22 protein-coding genes are annotated in these 18,556 nt (G+C 32.9%); 15 read left to right on the forward strand and 7 right to left on the reverse strand.

The genetic code is table 11. The features are described 5' to 3' along the window. The first annotated feature begins 17 nt into the window (after positions 1-17). From KKQ79_RS02470 to KKQ79_RS02495, 6 genes are read left to right on the forward strand one after another with little or no spacing between them, the layout of a single operon-like run. Positions 18-866, forward strand: coding sequence for a phytoene/squalene synthase family protein (locus KKQ79_RS02470; RefSeq protein ID WP_213188822.1), 849 nt, complete (start codon positions 18-20; stop codon positions 864-866). Positions 867-877: 11 nt separating this feature from the next. After that, the gene (locus KKQ79_RS02475) at positions 878-1,333 is read left to right on the forward strand and encodes a hypothetical protein (RefSeq protein ID WP_213188823.1); all 456 of its coding nucleotides are present in this window, start codon (positions 878-880) and stop codon (positions 1,331-1,333) included. 9 nt (positions 1,334-1,342) lie between these two features. Beyond that, positions 1,343-1,813 carry a sterol desaturase family protein gene (locus KKQ79_RS02480; RefSeq protein WP_213188824.1) on the forward strand — a complete coding sequence of 157 codons (471 nt, stop codon included), beginning with the start codon at positions 1,343-1,345 and terminating at the stop codon, positions 1,811-1,813. A gap of 22 nt (positions 1,814-1,835) precedes the next feature. Further along, a complete protein-coding gene (locus tag KKQ79_RS02485) occupies positions 1,836-2,555 on the forward strand; it encodes a lycopene cyclase domain-containing protein (protein WP_213188825.1) in 720 nt (239 codons plus the stop codon). A gap of 19 nt (positions 2,556-2,574) precedes the next feature. Beyond that, positions 2,575-3,060, forward strand: a complete 486-nt coding sequence (locus tag KKQ79_RS02490) for an SRPBCC family protein (protein ID WP_213188826.1) — start codon at positions 2,575-2,577, stop codon at positions 3,058-3,060. Next, positions 3,057-4,484: an SDR family oxidoreductase gene (locus tag KKQ79_RS02495; protein WP_213188827.1), complete on the forward strand. Its 1,428-nt coding sequence runs from the start codon at positions 3,057-3,059 to the stop codon at positions 4,482-4,484. The genes KKQ79_RS02490 and KKQ79_RS02495 overlap by 4 nt, the downstream gene beginning before the upstream one ends. Here KKQ79_RS02495 and ggt read toward each other — a convergent pair whose 3' ends face one another. Continuing rightward, positions 4,485-6,173, reverse strand: coding sequence for a gamma-glutamyltransferase (gene ggt, locus KKQ79_RS02500; RefSeq protein WP_213188828.1), 1,689 nt, complete (start codon positions 6,171-6,173; stop codon positions 4,485-4,487). 254 nt (positions 6,174-6,427) lie between these two features. Here ggt and KKQ79_RS02505 point away from each other — a divergent pair, with 254 nt between their 5' ends. Then, the gene (locus KKQ79_RS02505) at positions 6,428-7,396 is read left to right on the forward strand and encodes an NAD-dependent epimerase/dehydratase family protein (protein WP_213188829.1); all 969 of its coding nucleotides are present in this window, start codon (positions 6,428-6,430) and stop codon (positions 7,394-7,396) included. A 112-nt stretch (positions 7,397-7,508) separates the two neighbouring features. After that, positions 7,509-8,261: a polysaccharide deacetylase family protein gene (locus KKQ79_RS02510; protein ID WP_213188830.1), complete on the forward strand. Its 753-nt coding sequence runs from the start codon at positions 7,509-7,511 to the stop codon at positions 8,259-8,261. Between the two features lie 170 nt (positions 8,262-8,431). Here the strand turns inward: KKQ79_RS02510 and KKQ79_RS02515 are convergent, their stop codons facing one another. Both KKQ79_RS02515 and KKQ79_RS02520 read right to left on the reverse strand, forming a co-directional pair. Then, positions 8,432-9,637, reverse strand: coding sequence for a metallophosphoesterase (locus tag KKQ79_RS02515; protein ID WP_213188831.1), 1,206 nt, complete (start codon positions 9,635-9,637; stop codon positions 8,432-8,434). Between the two features lie 73 nt (positions 9,638-9,710). After that, the gene (locus KKQ79_RS02520; RefSeq protein WP_213190666.1) at positions 9,711-10,778 is read right to left on the reverse strand and encodes a 3-oxoacyl-ACP synthase III family protein; all 1,068 of its coding nucleotides are present in this window, start codon (positions 10,776-10,778) and stop codon (positions 9,711-9,713) included. Between the two features lie 105 nt (positions 10,779-10,883). Here KKQ79_RS02520 and KKQ79_RS02525 point away from each other — a divergent pair, with 105 nt between their 5' ends. The 6 genes from KKQ79_RS02525 (at position 10,884) to rny (ending at position 15,517) form a co-directional block, all read left to right on the forward strand. Next, a complete protein-coding gene (locus KKQ79_RS02525) occupies positions 10,884-11,450 on the forward strand; it encodes a hypothetical protein (protein ID WP_213188832.1) in 567 nt (188 codons plus the stop codon). Positions 11,451-11,508: 58 nt separating this feature from the next. Then, on the forward strand, positions 11,509-12,225 hold the full coding sequence (gene ubiE / locus KKQ79_RS02530; protein ID WP_213188833.1) for a bifunctional demethylmenaquinone methyltransferase/2-methoxy-6-polyprenyl-1,4-benzoquinol methylase UbiE: 717 nt from the start codon (positions 11,509-11,511) through the stop codon (positions 12,223-12,225). A gap of 6 nt (positions 12,226-12,231) precedes the next feature. After that, the gene (gene porT, locus KKQ79_RS02535) at positions 12,232-12,978 is read left to right on the forward strand and encodes a type IX secretion/gliding motility protein PorT/SprT (protein WP_213188834.1); all 747 of its coding nucleotides are present in this window, start codon (positions 12,232-12,234) and stop codon (positions 12,976-12,978) included. Between the two features lie 146 nt (positions 12,979-13,124). Beyond that, a complete protein-coding gene (locus tag KKQ79_RS02540) occupies positions 13,125-13,427 on the forward strand; it encodes a hypothetical protein (protein WP_069796602.1) in 303 nt (100 codons plus the stop codon). Further along, positions 13,427-13,714, forward strand: a complete 288-nt coding sequence (locus tag KKQ79_RS02545; RefSeq protein WP_104792506.1) for a cell division protein ZapA — start codon at positions 13,427-13,429, stop codon at positions 13,712-13,714. Before KKQ79_RS02540 ends, KKQ79_RS02545 begins: the two co-directional genes overlap by 1 nt. Positions 13,715-13,945: 231 nt before the next feature. Beyond that, a complete protein-coding gene (rny, locus tag KKQ79_RS02550; RefSeq protein ID WP_213188835.1) occupies positions 13,946-15,517 on the forward strand; it encodes a ribonuclease Y in 1,572 nt (523 codons plus the stop codon). A gap of 274 nt (positions 15,518-15,791) precedes the next feature. Here rny and KKQ79_RS13855 read toward each other — a convergent pair whose 3' ends face one another. Beyond that, positions 15,792-15,935, reverse strand: coding sequence for a hypothetical protein (locus KKQ79_RS13855; RefSeq protein WP_250131173.1), 144 nt, complete (start codon positions 15,933-15,935; stop codon positions 15,792-15,794). Beyond that, the gene (locus KKQ79_RS02555) at positions 15,926-16,255 is read right to left on the reverse strand and encodes an acyl-CoA thioesterase (RefSeq protein ID WP_250131174.1); all 330 of its coding nucleotides are present in this window, start codon (positions 16,253-16,255) and stop codon (positions 15,926-15,928) included. The genes KKQ79_RS13855 and KKQ79_RS02555 overlap by 10 nt, the downstream gene beginning before the upstream one ends. Before the next feature lie 69 nt (positions 16,256-16,324). Between KKQ79_RS02555 and KKQ79_RS02560 the strand changes: the two genes are divergently transcribed. Continuing rightward, entirely contained in the window at positions 16,325-16,672 is a 348-nt protein-coding gene (locus tag KKQ79_RS02560) for an arsenate reductase family protein (RefSeq protein ID WP_213188836.1), read from the forward strand. Positions 16,673-16,721: 49 nt separating this feature from the next. On the opposite strand, the gene gcvT is transcribed toward KKQ79_RS02560, so the two are convergent. Together gcvT and idi are read right to left on the reverse strand one after the other, a co-directional pair. Continuing rightward, positions 16,722-17,804, reverse strand: coding sequence for a glycine cleavage system aminomethyltransferase GcvT (gene gcvT, locus KKQ79_RS02565; protein ID WP_213188837.1), 1,083 nt, complete (start codon positions 17,802-17,804; stop codon positions 16,722-16,724). Positions 17,805-17,916: 112 nt separating this feature from the next. Further along, positions 17,917-18,426 carry an isopentenyl-diphosphate Delta-isomerase gene (gene idi / locus KKQ79_RS02570; protein ID WP_213188838.1) on the reverse strand — a complete coding sequence of 170 codons (510 nt, stop codon included), beginning with the start codon at positions 18,424-18,426 and terminating at the stop codon, positions 17,917-17,919. Between the last annotated feature and the right edge of the window lie 130 nt (positions 18,427-18,556).

Genomic DNA, 18,556 nt, shown 5'->3' on the forward strand with positions numbered 1-18,556 from the left:
CACAAAACACAAGAAAAATGAATAATTTTCAAATTTTTAATCACATTTCTGGATTAACCTCGAAAATGGTTACCGAAAAATACAGCACTTCGTTTTCTAGAGCTTCTACTTTGTTTAAGCCAGAAATTCGTCAGCATATTTATAATATTTATGGTTTCGTGCGTTTTGCAGACGAGATTGTAGATACTTTTCATGATTATGACAAAGCAAAATTGCTAGATGAGTTCGAGAAAAACTACAGAGATGCACTGGAAAATGGTATTTCTCTCAATCCTATTCTTCATTCTTTTTGTACTACTCAGAGAGAGAAAAATATTCCTCAACACTTGGTAGATGCGTTTTTGCATTCTATGAGAATGGATTTGGGTGATATCAAGGATTTAAATGACGAAAAATACAATGAATATATCTACGGAAGTGCAGAAGTAGTTGGTTTAATGTGTTTGAAAGTATTTGTAGATGGCAATGAAGAAGAATATCAAAAACTGAAACCTTATGCACAAAGTTTAGGAGCGGCGTTCCAAAAAATCAACTTTTTAAGAGATATTTCTGCAGATTATACAGATTTAGGAAGAACTTATTTTCCAAATGTGAATTTCAGAAATTTTTCTCAACAGGATAAATTAGAAATAGAAAAAGACATTGCTAAAGATTTTGAACATTCTTTAATCGGGATTAAAATGTTGCCGATGTCTTCTAGATTAGCGGTTTTTATGGCGTATAAATACTACACGAATTTATTCAAGAAAATTAAAAAATGTAAGCCAGAAATATTGATGCACAAAAGAATCAGTGTTTCTAATGCTAGAAAAGTTTATCTTTTCGGAGAGATGATTTTGTTTAAAAATCTTAACTTCGTAAGATAAATTTAAAATCTATGAAAAAGTTAGTTCTTGTATTTTTATTGTTTTGCAGTTTCGTGAATGCGCAAAGTTTAGTAGAGTTAAGAGGTTACCTTCAAAAAGGAGAAAACTCAGAAGAAGTAAGTAAAACACTTATTTCAAAATCTAAAAATGCTTATGATACAACTAAAAAGCCTATTTATATGGCATTTTATGCGGTAGGTAATTTTTTTATGGCAAAACACGCATCTAATCCTTTGAATAAATATTCTTATTTCAATAAAGGGAAAAAGTTGCTTGAAGATGCAATTAAAAAAGAGCCCAACAATATAGAAATCAGATTAATGAGATTAATTTCTCAAGAAAAAACACCAAGTTTTTTGGGTTACAATAAAAATATAGAAGCAGACCGAAATTTCATTATTAAGAACTATAAAAATTCAGATGATGAAAATCTAGTGAAATTCATTAAAAACTATCTAAAAATCTAAAATAAAAAAATGGAAGCATTACAATATTTTTTCATCACATTAGGCGTTTTCGTTGCCATGGAAGGCATTACTTGGCTCACGCACAAGTATATTATGCATGGTTTAGGTTGGTATTTTCACGAAGATCACCACCAACCAGGTTATCCTCATGTTTTTGAAAAAAATGATTTCTTTTTTGTGATTTTTGCAATTCCTAGTATTCTGTTATTCTATTTCGGAACGGTAAATGGAATCAACTATCTTTTTTTCATAGGACTAGGGATTTTACTGTACGGAATGGCTTATTTTTTAGTGCATGATGTTCTCATTCACAGACGTTTTAAATGGTTTGATAAAACCAATAACTGGTATTTACGTGGATTGAGAAAAGCGCACAAAATGCACCATAAACATCTTGGGAAAGAAGAAGGAGAGTGTTTCGGAATGCTTTTCGTGCCTTTGAAATATTTCAGAGAAGCTATGAATTCAAAAATGGCATAGTCAATAATTTAAAATCAAAGTTTTGCAACATTATTATTACATAGCTCTAGATATCTTGAGTTTCAGCATTCCTTTTATATTCAGTTTTGAGAAAAAATGGATGAATTTTATCCGTTTTTGGCAGCCTTATTTTTTGGCAATCATTACGGTGGGAATTTTCTTTATTCTATGGGATATTTATTTTGCTTACCAAAATGTTTGGGGTTTTAATGACGAATACTTAATGGGAATCAGATGGTTTAAATTGCCACTCGAAGAATGGTTATTTTTCTTGCTCATTCCATATTCCAGCAATTTTATTCACTATTCTTTAGAATATTTCTTCCCGAAATTGCAGTTGCCCAAAAAATTGACACAATGGATTTCTGTTCTTCTATTAATCGTAAGCGCAAGTGTTTTTGTCACCAATTTAGATAGAATTTACACCGCAGCAAGTTTTGGTTTGTTTGCATTATTGATGATTTTTCAAATATTTTACCAATGGGAATATGCACGAAAGTTTTACATCAGTTTTGTGCTGATTTATGTGCCGTTTTTCTTTGTTAATTCCGCTTTGACGGGAAGTTATTCAGAAAATCCAGTGGTTTTTTATGACAACAATGAAAACCTAGGAATCAGAGTGGGAACCATGCCTTTAGAAGACAGTTTTTACTGTTTTTCGATGCTTTACGGAAGTGTTTTATTGTTTGAATATTTTAGAAGAAAATGGAACTATTCTCTATCAATGTCTGTAAAATCTTAATTTAAAATAAATTTCAAAGATGAAAATCAATATAAAAAAGCAGTCAGGAATTTATACACTTACTTCGGAACAGATTCTTCCTATTTCTTTAGAAAAAGCTTGGGAATTTTTTACCCATCCTAATAATTTAGACAGAATTACACCGAAAGAAATGCAGTTTGAAATCACCAATAATCCACCAGATAAAACGTATCTTGGTCAAATTATTACCTATAAAATAGGAATTTTACCAATGGTAAAAAGCAATTGGATTACAGAAATTACGCATTTCGAAGACCAAAAATTTTTCGTAGATGAACAGCGTTTTGGACCTTATGCAATGTGGCATCACGAACACCATTTCGAAGCTACAGAAGATGGAAAAGTGAAAATGACGGATATTGTCAATTTCAAACTTCCTCTTGGAGTTTTTGGAGATTTATTGGCAGGTTTTTATGTGAAAAATAAAGTGAAATTTATTTTTGAAAGTCGTTTTAAAATTTTAGAAGAAATCTTTAAATCATGAAAATTTTTCTTACAGGAGCCACAGGTTATATCGGGAAAAGACTTCTCATTCAGTTGTTAGAAGAAGGTCATGATGTGGTGTGTTCTGTAAGAGACCAAAAAAGATTAAGCCTTAAACTCTATCAAAATCATCTTGAAAAAATTCAAATCATAGAAAATGATTTTCTAGATGAAAATTCTTTACAAAATATTCCACAAGATATAGATTTTGCTTATTATCTGGTGCATTCTATGTCTTCTGGTAGTGGAAATTTCTCAGAAAAAGAGAAAATTTCTGCCGAAAATTTCAGAAAAGCATTAGAAAAAACTTCAGTAAAGCAAGTCGTTTTCCTCACTGGAATTATCAATGAAGAAAAACTTTCAGAACATCTTCAGTCTAGAAAAAATGTAGAGCAAGCCTTGAAAAGTGATAAATACGCTTTAACCTGTCTCAGAGCTGGAATTATCGTAGGTTCTGGTAGTGCTTCTTTTGAAATTATCAGAGATTTGGTAGAAAAACTGCCGATTATGGTGGCTCCTAAATGGTTGAAAACAAAATGTCAACCGATTGCCATCAGAAATGTGATTCAGTTTTTAACCAAAGTTATCGGTGTAGAAAAAACCTACAATCAAAACTACGATATTGCAAGTCAAGATGTTCTTACTTACAAAGAAATGTTGTTGCAATACGCCGAAGTGAGAGGTCTGAAACGGTGGATTTTCACTGTTCCAGTAATGACGCCTAAATTGTCTTCGTATTGGTTATACTTTATTACTTCTACCACCTATTCTTTGGCGGTGAATTTGGTAGACAGCATGAAAATAGATGTCATTGCAAGACAAAATTCTTTGGCTTCGGACTTAGGAATTCATTTATTTTCTTACAAAGAAGCAATTAACATGGCTTTTGACAAAATCAAGCAAAATGACGTGTTAAGTAGTTGGTATGATTCTTTTACCAATCAGTTTCACAAGCGAAATGTTTGGCAATATTTAGAAGTTCCAGAGAAAGGTTGTTTTACAGATTTCAGAATTATGAAAGTAGACAATGAGGAATTGGCGTTGGAGAGAGTTTTCAGTATTGGTGGAAAAACAGGTTGGTATTACGCTAATTTTCTTTGGAAAATCAGAGGTTTTTTAGATAAATTAATCGGTGGAGTAGGATTAAGAAGAGGCAGAAGAAATCAAAACGAATTAGAAGCAGGAGATTCTGTAGATTTTTGGCGCGTTTTATATGCCAACAAAGAAGAAAAACGCCTTTTACTCTTCGCCGAAATGAAAGTTCCTGGCGAAGCTTGGTTAGAATTTTACATTAAAAATGGAGAGTTGTACCAAGAAGCAACTTTCCGACCACTAGGTTTATCAGGAAGGTTGTATTGGTACTCAGTTTTACCATTCCACGGTTTAATTTTCAATGGAATGCTTCGTAAATTAGCTGGGAAATAATTATTCTACGGCAACAGAATCATCACCACGACTATCGGCAACAGCAGTAGCATTACCCTTTTCATCAATAACGATCATTTCTGTTCTACCAATTCCGCCACGTTTTTCAAATTTGTAATTTTTTTGTTCTATAATTTTCAAAGTACTTTCAGGGAAATTTTTCTCTACAAAAACCATTTCTGGCAACCATTGATGATGAAATTTTGCAGAATTCACCGCTGAACTTGGTATCATTTTAAAATCAATCACATTCACGATGCTTTGATACACAGAAGTAGGAATAGTAGTTCCTCCTGGAGTTCCCACCACAATGTAAGGTTTTCCGTTTTTTAGAACGATAGTTGGCGTCATCGAAGAAAGCATTCTTTTATTGGGTTCAATTTTATTGGCTTCACCACCAACTGCACCAAACATATTCGGAACGCCCGGTTTTACAGAAAAATCATCCATTTCATTATTCAAGAAATATCCGCCACCTTTTACCACGACTTTGCTTCCGTATAAACCGTTTAAAGTAGTTGTTACAGCAACTGCATTTCCGAATTTATCAATAATAGAAATATGCGTAGTTTCTGTAGATTCTTTGGGTTGGGCAATGATTTTCCCCACTTCTGCACTTGGAGTAGCTTTTTCAAAACTGAAATTTTTCCAACGATTTTTTAAATATTCCTCAGAAATAAGGATTTGGGTTTTGTCTTCTATAAAATCAGGGTCTCCCATAAATTCTGCACGGTCTGCAAAAGCTCTGCGTTCTGCTTCTACCATTACTTGAACTGCTTCTGGAGAATTCTGTCGGAAATTTTCTAAATTTTCAAAACTGCTCATTTTAAGCATTTGAGCCAAAAGAATTCCACCACTCGAAGGAAGCGGCATCGAAACAATTTCGTGATTTTTATAATCGAATTGTAATGCTTTTCTTTCTTTGGTTTTATAATTTTTCAAATCTTCAAGGGTAATGATTCCGTTTCCTCGCTTCATTTCGGAAACTAAAAGTTGAGCGTTTTTTCCTTCGTAGAAAGCTTTTTGACCTTGTTTTTGAATTAATTTTAAAGTTTGAGCCAATTCTTTTTGAACTAAAATATCTCCTTTCTTCCAAGGAATTTCTTTGGTAAAAGCTGTTGGATGTGAATTGTGTTTTAGAAAATCTTCTCTGGTTTCATTAAGTAAATTCGCTTCTCTTTCTGTAAGGGCAAAACCTTTTTGTGCTAAATCAATGGCAGGTTGAATTAAATCAGCCATCGGCAATTTCCCGAATTTTTGATGCGTGTAAAACATCCCCGAAACCGAACCAGGAACACCGACTGCCAATCTTCCGTTTTGTGACAAATCAGTATTGGCTTTTCCTTTTTCGTCAAGATACATATCTCTAGATGCATTTTTAGGAGCAGTTTCTCTATAATCCAATGCGATTTTTTCACCTTTTTTGGTATAACCTACCAAAAATCCACCACCACCAATATTTCCAGCTTGTGGATAAACAACTGCCAAAGCAAATTGCGTAGCAATCGCAGCGTCAAAGGCATTTCCACCTTTTTTTAGAATTTGAGCACCCGCTTCACTTGCCAATGGATGCGCAGAAACGACCAAACCTTTTTCTTTTGCCTTGACTTCTTTGACAATAGAAATGTCAGTGAATTGAGCAGAAACTGTTTGTGCTAAAATGAGGAGAAGGAAAAGTAGATTTTTCATTGGGAAATATTTTTTTTCAAAAATAATCGAAAAATTTTAAATATTTTTCAAAAGTTTCTACTGATAACTAAATTGCGCCCCGAGTTGAGCGGAACTCTTTTTGCGGAGCAAAAAAGTGGGAGCGGAACGAGGAAATTTGGCGCCATAAAAAAATAAATTAGAAGAAGTGAAATTTGGTACTCAAAAGATTTTTAAAAATAAATTTCTTAAAACCTCCAAAATTTTTAAATTTGTGAAAATCCTAAAATTTAAAAATGGAAACCGATACGCACACGGAAAAAATTCTTATTACTGGTGCTTTAGGACAAATAGGCACCGAACTGACCAATAGATTAGTGGAAATTCATGGCGCAGAAAATGTGATTGCTTCTGGACTGGATAGATGGGACAAGAAGTTGACTTCTGCGGGATTTTATGAGAGAATGGACGTTTCTAACACGCAATTGGTAAGACAAGTCTGTAAAGATTACGAAATTACGACTGTCTATCATTTGGCTTCTTTATTGTCTGGAACTTCAGAAAGACAGCCCCAATTTGCCTGGAAACTGAATGTAGAGCCGCTACTGAATTTTCTGGAATTGGCAAAAGAAGGACTAATTCAAAAGATTTTTTGGCCAAGTTCTATTGCGGTTTTCGGGAAAGGAATTCCTAAGGAAAACGTTGGTCAAGATGTAGTTTTAAATCCTACAACGGTCTACGGAATTTCTAAAATGGCAGGAGAAAAATGGTGCGAATATTACCATGAAAAATACGGAGTAGATATTAGAAGTATCAGATATCCTGGTTTAATTTCTTGGAAAACTCCAGCTGGTGGTGGAACTACTGATTATGCAGTAGAAATCTTCTACGAAGCAATTGAAGAAGGAAAATACAAATCTTTCATCTCTGAAAATACAGCAATGCCAATGTTGTACATGAATGATGCGATTAATGCAACGCTAAAACTTATGGAAGCGCCATCTGAAAATCTCACTGTAAGAAGTTCGTATAATTTGGGCGGAATGAGTTTTACGCCAAAAGAATTGGCAGCAGAAATTAAAAAAGAAATTCCAGAATTTGAGATTTCTTATGAGCCAGATTTCAGACAAGCGATTGCGGATTCTTGGCCAGCTTCTATAGATGATTCTGTGGCGAAAAAAGATTGGGGATTAACCTATGATTTTGGCATTACAGAAATGACCAAGGATATGATTAAAAACCTGAAAGTGAAATTGGGAAAATAATCAAGTGATAGAATTTTAGAATAGTAGAGTTCTAGAGAACTTAAATTCTTCACCACAAAATAATTTTAAACTTTGTCTGCGGATTGTAGACAAAGTTTTTTATTTTTACGTTATGGTTTTACTTACTTTTAACATCATCGCTCCCGAAATTCCAGTTTCTTATCAAAAAATAGTTACAGAAGAGGAACTTTTAAAGATTACAACAGATGGAACACAGAAAATTCTGGAAATCCTAGAAAAATATCAAGTTCACACTACTTTTTTTGTGGAAATTTCTTTGGTGGAAAAGTTACCAGAACTTTTAAAAACCATTGCTAAAAAAGGTCATGAATTGGGCTTGCTCAATAAATATTCTTATCAAAAAGAAATAGAAACGGCTAAAGATTTCTTAGAAGAACTGACAGGGAAAACCATCAGAGGAATGAGACAGTTTCCCGAAAAAAGATTGAGTTCTGAAAAACTGAAAGCCATGCAATTTATTTATCGTTCACCGATGGACTTTTCTAATATTTTCTTTTTCAAGAATACTTTGGAAAGAAAAATTGCTTACGAAGAACATGAAATTATGGTGATTCCAGAAAGTGTTTCGCCATATTCTAGACTTCCGTATAATGATTTTACGTTTCAGATGATTCCCATGAAATTTTATCAAAATATGGTAACGGAAACGCTGCAAAAAGAAGAATATGTGATGATTTATCTAAATTCTTGGCAGTTTGTAGAGCTCAATGATCAAAAGTTTGGATTGTCTTTTTACAGAAAATACAATCTTGGCGTACAAATGGAAGAAAAACTCGATCGTTTTCTAAAATTTGTAGAAGAAAATGATTTGGCTATTACCAGAATGAAGGATTTCTTTTTCTAAAATTCAACTAAAAAAACGCAAAGATTTATACCCTTTTTATACTGATTAAGTAAGCAAAGAATTATTCGCTTTAGCGAATTGAATAAGCGAGAGCTTTATGCGAATTTATTCGCTCCTTTGCTTTCTTCAAAAAAACAATGGATAGATAAATCTTTGCGTTTTAAAATAATTTATACCAACTCTATAACCGTAATTTCTGGATTGATGCCCACTCTTCCAGGATAAGCAATGACGCCGAAACCTCTGTTTACATAGAGATATTTTCCTTCTGACTCATATAAATCAGCCCATTTTTTGTATTTGAATTTTACGGGCGACCATTTGATGTTTTTCAAATCTAAACCAAATTGCATTCCGTGAGTATGACCAGAAAGGGTAAGATGAACATGGGTTTTGTGCTTTTTTACCACTTCGTCAAAGTGAGTAGGGTCATGGCTCATCAAAACTTTAATCGCGTCTTCAGGAACGCCCTTCAAAGCTTTGTCTAAATCACCATATTGTGGAAAAGGTTTGATTCCCCAATTTTCTACGCCCAAAAGATAAATTTTCTCTCCATTTTTTTCTAAAGCAATATTTTCATTGCGCAGAAGTTTAAAACCTGCTTCGGCTTGATAGTTTTTCAAAGTTGGGATGTTTTGTGCTTTTTCTTCTCGAGAATTCCATGCTCCATAATCGCCATAATCATGATTTCCTAAAATAGAAAATTTTCCATCTTTGGCTTTAATGCTTTTAAAAAGTGGAATAAATGGTTTGAATTCATCTGCATAATTATTCACCATATCACCGGTGAATAAAACCACATCTGCATCTTGTTCATTAATCAGATCAATCGCTTTTTGTAATTTTTGAGGATTGAAAAAACTTCCGCTGTGAACATCTGAGATTTGTACGATTTTGTAGCCTTTAAAATTTTCAGGGAGGTTTTTAAATCTCAATTTTACTTTTCTTACCGTGTGTCTGTATTTTCCGAAAATAATGCCATCAATTGCCAATAAAGAGAAAATTCCAGCAGCAGCAAGAGCGGTGGTAGAAATAAATTTTCTGCGCTCAGGGAAATAGTTTTCTTTAGCGGTGAAATATTTAAAACCAAATTCTACAAATCTGGTAAAATCTCCAATTAATAAAAATATTACAGACAATAGTTTCGGAAGAACGAAAATCATCATCGCAGAAACCATTAATTGAATTTGTTGATGGTCTCTGGAAGCTCTATTAAATGTTAAAATCCAATATAAGATGATTCCATAAGCCAAAAGCGTAAAAACCCAATATCCAATTCTAATGTAATTATTGGTAGTAATATTTCTAATCGCTTGATAAACATATATTTCGATGATGAAAAATACAGCGAGTAATATTATAAAATTTGTTTTCATAAATAATTTTTCATAAAAAAACTTCGACAAGTAGAGTAGTCGAAGTTTTGTTTATTTTGTTTCAGAATTCTGATTAAGGCATCTTGTAAATAATACAGTTGATGTTCATTCCTGCACCTACAGAAGCCATTACTACGTAACCACCTTTTTTGAAAGAATGACCTTTCATTTCTCCTTTTGCAATTAAATCATACATAGTAGGAATAGTCGCTACAGAAGAATTTCCTAAATATTGAATCGTCATAGGAGACACATTTTCGTCATATTCTGATTTCCCGTATAATTTATATAATCTAGAAACCATAGCATGGTCCATTTTAGCGTTGGCTTGGTGCATTAAGATTTTATCAATGTCTTCTATACCAATTTGAGCGTTATCCATTGTTTCTTTTACCGCAGCAGGTACATTTTTGAGAGCATATTCGTAAATTTTACGGCCATGCATTCTGATATACATTTTTTCTTGATCTGCTTCTGGATTAAGAGAATGAGAATTTTCTAAATACAATAGTTCTTCGGCATTATCACAAACGGTATTGGTAGCAATAATTCCCACGTTTTCTTGTTCAGATTTTTGTAAAACTACAGCTCCAGCTCCATCTGCGAAAATCATTTTATTTCTGTCAAATGGGTCAGTAACACGACTTAAAGTTTCACCACCGATAACTAAGATGGTTTTTGCTTTTCCTAGTTTAATTAAATCGTCTGCCAAAATCATCGCTTCTACCCAACCTGGACAACCGAAAATCATATCATAAGTGATGCATTTTCTGTTTTTAATGCCCAATTTGTGTTTTACTCTTGCTGCCATATTCGGCATGAAATTCGCCATTCCGTTAGCAGAAACTTCTCCAAAATTACTCGCGAAAATAATATAGTCGATTTCTTCTTTTTCTATTTTAGCATCATAAATGGCTTCTTTAGCAGCTTGTACACCTAGGTCAGAATTAAATTGGTCATTTCTCAGATATCTTCTTTCTTCAATTTCTGTGATGTCTACAAATTTTTTAATAATTTCTTCATTGGGTTTATCAATAAAATCTCCTGCGTCTGTATAAAACTTAGAGTTGATAAAATGAGAGCCATCAATTACTCTTTCTGGAATGCAACTACCTGAACCTACAATTACTGAACTTGGCATAATTTCTATATACATTTATAATTAAGGAGCAAATTTATAAATTAAATCATAACAAACGCATAGAAAATAATTATTAACTTTGCAATTCTCAATATTTTTTTAAATATGAAAAAAAACGCTCCTCTTATTGGGCTTATTGTCTCGGCAAGTGTAATGCTAATTGCCTTCGGAATTTATTATTTATTTTTAGCAAAGAAAAATGAATATTTAGTAGATAATCCTACTACTAAAACGTATTATTTTAAAATAAATAACGGCGAAGAAAAAATCATTACTTCTGGTCAGTTTGTAAAAGTAGACCTTAACAGAGGGAAACAAAACAGCATTAAGGTTTTTGATGATAAAAAGAAGCTTCTTTTTGATTCTGCTTTTAATGTTTCACAATACAGAGGTTTATTGAATATTGCCGGAGAAGAATATTTTGTACACCGTCAGTTTTATGGCTATATTCCGAATAAAGATTCCCTTTTAATGGCGAGTACTTTTGAAATGGACGGCGTAAAACTTCCTGGGCATGTTACCAAGCATAAAAAATTATATATAGAAGACTTTTATTATAATGTAGACGAAGATTATGATAAAGTGATTAAAAATATTGATAAATTAGAGTCCAGAACTAAAATTTATAGAAAAGAAGATTTTAAACTTTTCTACAAAGAGAATTATCAATAATACACCTAGGAAAAAGTTAGCTAAAATTAATATTACTCAATACTTATTACATAAATAGATGCAAGTAAAACCATACAATACCGATCAAAGTAAAAAAACTGAAGTAGAAGATATGTTTGACAACATCGCTCCAAAATATGATTTATTAAATCATGTTTTATCGATGAAAATAGACGTACTTTGGAGAAATACTTTAGTGAAATGGATGAATAAAGATGCTCCGAAACTCGTACTAGATGTAGCGACAGGAACAGGTGATCTTGCCATTGCGGTACAAAAAGGAACTGAAGCAGAAGTTGTAGGTTTAGACCTTTCTCAACAAATGCTAAATGTAGGGATTGATAAAATTAAGAAGATTAATCTAGACCAAAAAATATCAATGCAAAAAGGAGATGCAGAAAATCTTCCTTTTGAGGATAATAAATTCGATGCAGTTTCCGTTGCATTTGGAGTAAGAAATTTCGAAAATTTAGAAAAAGGTTTAGCCGAGCTAAGAAGAGTGGTGAAAGAAAATTCTAGCGTTTATATTTTAGAATTTTCAAAAGTAGAAGGGTTTTTAGCGCCATTTTATATGTTTTATTTTAAAAATATTTTACCGCAAATCGGTAAGTTAGTTTCTAAAGATAATAGAGCATATACGTATTTGCCAGATTCTGTAAATGCTTTTCCTTTTGGTGAAAAAATGAAACAAATTTTACTAGACACAGGATACAGCAAAGTAGAATATAAAAAACTAAGTTTAGGGATAGCTACCATTTATAAAGCCACTAAATAATCACCCATGAAAAAAATATTAATTAAAACATTCTCGCTCCTTTTTTTAGGAATTTTTTTGTTTACTCAAGCTCAATTTAGAAACAGAGATAGACAAGACAGAAGACAAGAGCAAGATTCTTATCAATACAGTTATGGTTTTTATTTAAATCTTAACCAATTTGACTATAAACTCGTTCTAGACCCGAATTATGGAATGGAAGACAAAAAAAATCTTGTTCAAACCAAACCCACTTACAGTTTTGGAGCTGGTTTAATTGGGAGAATGAGATTGAATGACAACTTTGATTTAAGAATAGAGCCAGGTTTACAGTTTGTAGAAAGAGAACTTACTTTTAATACACATAATAATTCTGATGCTTTGGTTCTTACAGATGCAGACAAAATAAGAAAAGTAAAATCTACGTATGTAGATATTCCTATTATGCTAGAATTTCACGCAGACAGATGGTATAATTCTAGACCTTATGCAGCAGCTGGACTTAATTATATGGTGAACGTACAGTCTAATTCTAGTGCGGCAGAAGACAATCAACAAGGGATTTTCAGAAGCACTACTCATAATTTTGCATGGAGCGCAGAAGCAGGAATACAGTTTTATTTCTCAAGATTTAAGTTAACTCCAGCTTTTAGAGGAACCTTTGCCTTTAATAACGAAATTGTAGCAGATAACGCTGGAACGCCACCTTATTGGACGACAGCAATCTCTACCATGCAAACAAGAGCTTTCATGTTTGTATTGAAATTTGAGTAACAAAAATTTTTCTAAATATTTGATTTAAAGAAGATTCTAAGGAGTCTTCTTTTTTTATTTAAAGTTTTGCTTTAAATTATTATTAAATTTCTGTTTAACTGATTATTTTTTTTATATTTTTGCATTAGTTAGAACTAACACCTGAAATGCTTAAAGAATTAGAGAATAATTTTTCTTTACTTGAAAAAAAGATTTTTGAGATGAATAAAAGTTATCAAAATCTTTTAGAAAAGCATGCTATTCTCTCAGAAGACTTTGAGAATCTGAAAGTTAAATATGAAGAAGAGCATAAGAGAAATCAGGAGTTAACAGAAGAGCAAAAAAAAATAAAATTAATCTCAGCAATATCTGGCAATCCAGACCACAATCGATTGATGAAAAATCATATCAATAGATTGGTCAAAGAAATAGATGCTTGTATTGCACAACTTCAAAATAGTGGCTTGTAATGGAAGTAAGAAGAATTACCATAAACATTGCCGGAAGAAATTATCCTCTTAATGTTCCTGCCGCCGAAGAAGAAACGCTTCGTAGAGTAGGGAAACAGATAGAAGGAATGATTAGAGAATTTGAAGCTAATTTTGATGTTAAGGATAAACAAGATGCACTCGCAATGTGCGCCCTAAAATTAGGAGCTAATGCAGAAGTACATCAACTTAACTCAGAAAAAATTATAAAAAATGCTAATGATAGATTAATGCAAATTAATCAGCAATTAGATGAATTAGAAAAGTAAAAACTTTTCTATAAAAACTTGCCTACAATAGTTCTAACACATTACAGGTAAACTCAACGCTAAACAATTACCGAACGAATGTCTTTGCAATGGCGTGCTGCTTTACGCAGATTACAGAGCATAGAAAACAGTTCAAATCGTGTTGATTAGGAGTTTACTCTATATCACTGAACTGTTGTAGGTTTTTTTATTTTTAAAAATTAAGTAATTGACAATTAAAACTCGATATATATGGATATAACCACTATTATTATCGGTGCTATTTGCCTGATTTTAGGTTTGGTTGCAGGAACGTTGTTCGCAAAAAGTTCCCTAAACTCTAAAGCTAAATTCATCGTAAAAGATGCTAAAAAAAGCGCCGAAAACATTATAGAAAACGCGAATGTAAAGGCTGAAGCTATTAAAAAAGAAAAAGAAGCTCAAGCAAAAGTAAAATTCTTAGAACTCAAATCTCAGCATGACGAAAACATTAACAGTCGTGAGAAAAAAATGCAGGAGGCTGAGAAAAGAATTAGAGACAAAGAACAAAAACTAAATGACGAACTTTCTAAAACTGGAAAACTAGAAAAAGATTTAGAAAGACAAAAAGCAGAGTACGAAAAAAAACACGAAATCGTACAGAAAAAACAACAAGAATTAGACGTTGCAATTGCTCAAAAAGTAGAAATGTTACAAAAAATTTCTAACTATTCGGCAGAAGAAGCAAAAGCAGAACTCGTAGAGTCTATGAAAGCTGAAGCGAAAACCAAAGCTCAGGCTCTCGTTCAATCTATCATGGAAGAAGCGCAATTGAACGCTAAAAATGAGGCAAGAAAAATTGTGATTCAAACCATTCAGAGAATCGGTACGGAACAAGCAATTGAAAACTCAGTGTCTGTATTTAATATAGAATCTGATGAGGTAAAAGGTAGAATCATCGGTAGAGAAGGTAGAAACATCAGAGCGTTAGAAGCAGCAACAGGTGTAGAAATCATCGTAGATGATACTCCAGAAGCAATTTTGCTTTCTTGTTTTGACCCAGTAAGAAGAGAAGTGGCAAGATTATCACTTCACAGATTGGTAACAGATGGTAGAATTCACCCAGCGAGAATAGAAGAAGTAGTAGAAAAAACGCGTAAACAAATAGAAGAAGAAATCATAGAAGTGGGTAAAAGAACCATTATTGATTTAGGAATTCATGGTTTACACCCAGAATTGGTTAAAATCGTAGGTAGAATGAAATTCCGTTCTTCTTATGGTCAAAACTTACTACAGCACTCTAGAGAAGTGGCAAATATCGCTGCTACTATGGCTGCTGAATTAGGCTTAAACGTAAAATTAGCAAAAAGAGCAGGTTTATTACACGATATTGGTAAAGTTCCAGAGCAAGAATCAGAACTTCCTCACGCACTTTTAGGAATGCAGTGGGCAGAGAAATTTGGAGAAAATCCAGAAGTGGTAAATGCCATAGGAGCGCACCATGACGAGGTAGAAATGACATCTTTATTATCACCAATTATTCAAGTAGCCGATGCAATTTCTGGTGCAAGACCAGGAGCAAGAAGACAAGTTTTAGAATCTTATATTCAAAGGTTAAAAGACTTAGAAGCAGCTGCATTAAGCTTTGACGGCGTGTCTAGTGCATTTGCGATTCAGGCAGGTAGAGAATTGAGAGTGATGGTAGAATCTGCAAAAGTAACAGACGAAGTGGCTCACCAACTTTCTTATGATATTTCTGAAAAAATTCAGAATGAGTTAACTTACCCAGGTCAGGTAAAAGTTACGGTAATCAGAGAAACGAGAGCGGTAAATATCGCAAGATAATTACTCTTCAAAATAACAAATTAAAACTCCTTTCAATTTTTTGAAAGGAGTTTTTTTATTGCAAATTTTTACAAATAATAGATTCTGAGAGTGTAAAAATAATTTGATTTAACCTTTCCTGAATTGGGATGAAGAGAAATTCTTTTGATTGAAACTTTCCCAACTTGGGACGGATAGAAATTGTTTTACTTTAAACTTTCCTAATTTGGGATGAATAGAAATATTTTTGGTTCAACTTTTCCCAACTTGGGACGGATAGAAACTGTTTTGCGGCTTACAAGAACGGTTTCATTTCGTCTTCTATTTGTTTCCTCAGATCCATCAATTTGATGGCGTATTGTTCCATTTGTTTTTCCTGCTCAGTTTCGGGGATGAATTTGGGAACTTCTATGGTGTTTCCTTCGTCATCTACTGCCACAAAAACGATGATGCAATGTGTTTTTTCTCAAATTCTTTGCGTTTTATATTTCTAGAAAATACATTGATGGCAATATGCATACTGCTTTTGCCAGTGTAAATCACTTCTGCTTCCACTTTTACAATGTGACCAATTTTTATAGGCGAAAAAAATCTGATTCCACCTACGTAAACCGTTACACAATAGCTAGAACTCCAAGAACTTGCGCATGCATAACCAGCTTGGTCTATCCATTTCATTACGCTTCCACCGTGTACATTTCCGCCATAATTTACGTCTCCAGGCTCAGAAATAAACTGAAAAATAGTCTTGTTGCTCATTTGCTCTAAAATTTGAATAAAGATATTCAATAATTTTTGAAATATTGAGATTAATCTTATTTTTGAAAGATGAAAAAAGTATATTTTTTAAAGACTTGCAGCACTTGCAAAAGAATCATGTCTGAATTTGATTTATCTGATTTTGAACAAAGAGAAATCAAATCAAAAGCTGTATCTGAAGAAGAATTGCAAGAAATGTATGCTTTGTCAAAGTCTTATGAAGCGCTTTTCAGCAAAAAATCTACTCAAATCAAGGAACGAAATATAGACGTGAAATCTTTACAAGAAGAGGATTTTAAAAAATTGATTTTAGAGGATTATCGTTTTCTAAAACGCCCCGTTTTTATCATCAGTCAAGAGATTTTTATAGGAAGTGACAAGAAGAATATTGAACTTTTAAGAGAAAAATTAAAATAAAAAAGCAGTTCGAAAAGAACTGCTTTTTGAGTATGTTATAAAAGTTTCCTTATACAAATGGTAATTTTACCACTTTAGCAGGAATATTTTTATTTCTGATTTGAATAAAGATTTCAGAATCTAATTTGAAGTAAGGTTTAGCTACGTAAGCAAGACCAACTCCCACTTTTTTCAAAGGACTCATGGTTCCAGAAGTTACTTTCCCGATTTCATTTCCTTCAGCATCTACCACCAAATAATCATGTCTAGGAATGGCTTTTTCCTGCATTTCGAAGCCAACTAATTTTCTAGAAACTCCTTCTTCTTTTTGTTTCAAAAGGAATTCTTTATCTACAAATTCTTTGTCGAATTTAGTAATCCAGCCTAATCCAGCTTCTAATGGAGAAGTGGTATCATCAATATCATTTCCGTAAAGACAAAAACCTTTCTCTAATCTCAAAGTATCTCTAGAAGCCAATCCACAAGGAATAAGTCCGAATTCTTCACCTGCATTTGTCAATTCGTCCCAAAGTTTTTCTGCACTTTCGTTTCCGAAATAAATTTCAAAACCGCCACTTCCTGTATAGCCAGTGTTTGAAATAATTACGTTTTCTACGCCAGCAACAGTTCCTACTGTAAAATGATAGTAAGAAATTTCAGAAAGATTGGTGTTGGTAAGTTTTTGAAGGGTTTCTACAGCCTTCGGACCTTGAATCGCAATGAGAGAAGTTTCATCTGAAATATTGCTTAATTGAGCCCCGAATTTTTCATTATAATGAGAAAAATGATTCCAATCTTTTTCGATGTTAGAAGCGTTAACGACTACAAAATACTTTTCGTCATTCATTTTATAAACGATTAAATCGTCTACTATTCCGCCTTTACCATTCGGTAGACAAGAATATTGTGCTTGTCCGTTCGTCAGTTTTTCTACATTATTAGAAGTGATAAATTGGAGTAAGTTTTTAGCTTCTGGACCTTCTACATAAAACTGTCCCATGTGTGAAACATCAAAAATTCCTACTTTTTCGCGTACAGCAAAATGCTCTTCTGTAACGCCAGAATATTGTACAGGCATTTCGAAACCTGCGAAAGGAACCATTTTAGCTCCTAAAGAAACGTGCTTGTTATACAGCGCTGTTTTTTTATCCATTTTTTATTTTTTTAACTTGATAAAAGATATTTTTTAATTTTTAACCTTTGCCTTTACCTTTACCTCTACCTCTACCTCTACCTCTACCTTTACCTCTACCTTTACCTCTACCTTAAAGATGATGTTTGTATTCTTCTAAAATGATTTTAAACCATTCAGTAAAATGTTCAGGGTTTTGTTTCATTTCTTGGTCTAATTTTTCCATAGAAATGTATCTTACTTCGGCTACTTCTTCTAAATTGAGTTGAAAATCTCCTTCGTAATTACCTACAAAAACATGGTCTAATTCGTGTTCCCAAAGATTTCCACCTACATCTGCTTTATAAATAAAATAGAATTTTTCCGAAATTTCGGTATCTATTCCCAATTCTTCTTTTAATCTTCTTTTGGCTGCTTCTTCATAGGTTTCATTCGCTCTAGGATGGGAGCAACAAGCATTCGTCCATTGATTGGGAGAATGGTATTTTTCTGCGGCTCTTTTTTGGAGTAACATTTCGCCTTTTGAATTAAATAAAAATACAGAAAACGCTCTGTGCAACAAGCCATTGATATGTGCTTGCTGTTTTTCCATCAAGCCCAGAACTTCATCATTTTCGGTAACTAAAACTACTTTTTCTTCCATAATTGTTCGAATTCTCAAATTTAATGATAATCTACGAGATAAAGAATTGATTTTAGAAATTTGAATTTTTTATACTTAACATAGCTTTTTTGTGCGTAAAATTTTTAAAAAACCTTTATTAATTAGGGAT

This window comes from Cloacibacterium caeni (assembly GCF_907163125.1).
Lineage (GTDB): Bacteria > Bacteroidota > Bacteroidia > Flavobacteriales > Weeksellaceae > Cloacibacterium > Cloacibacterium caeni_B.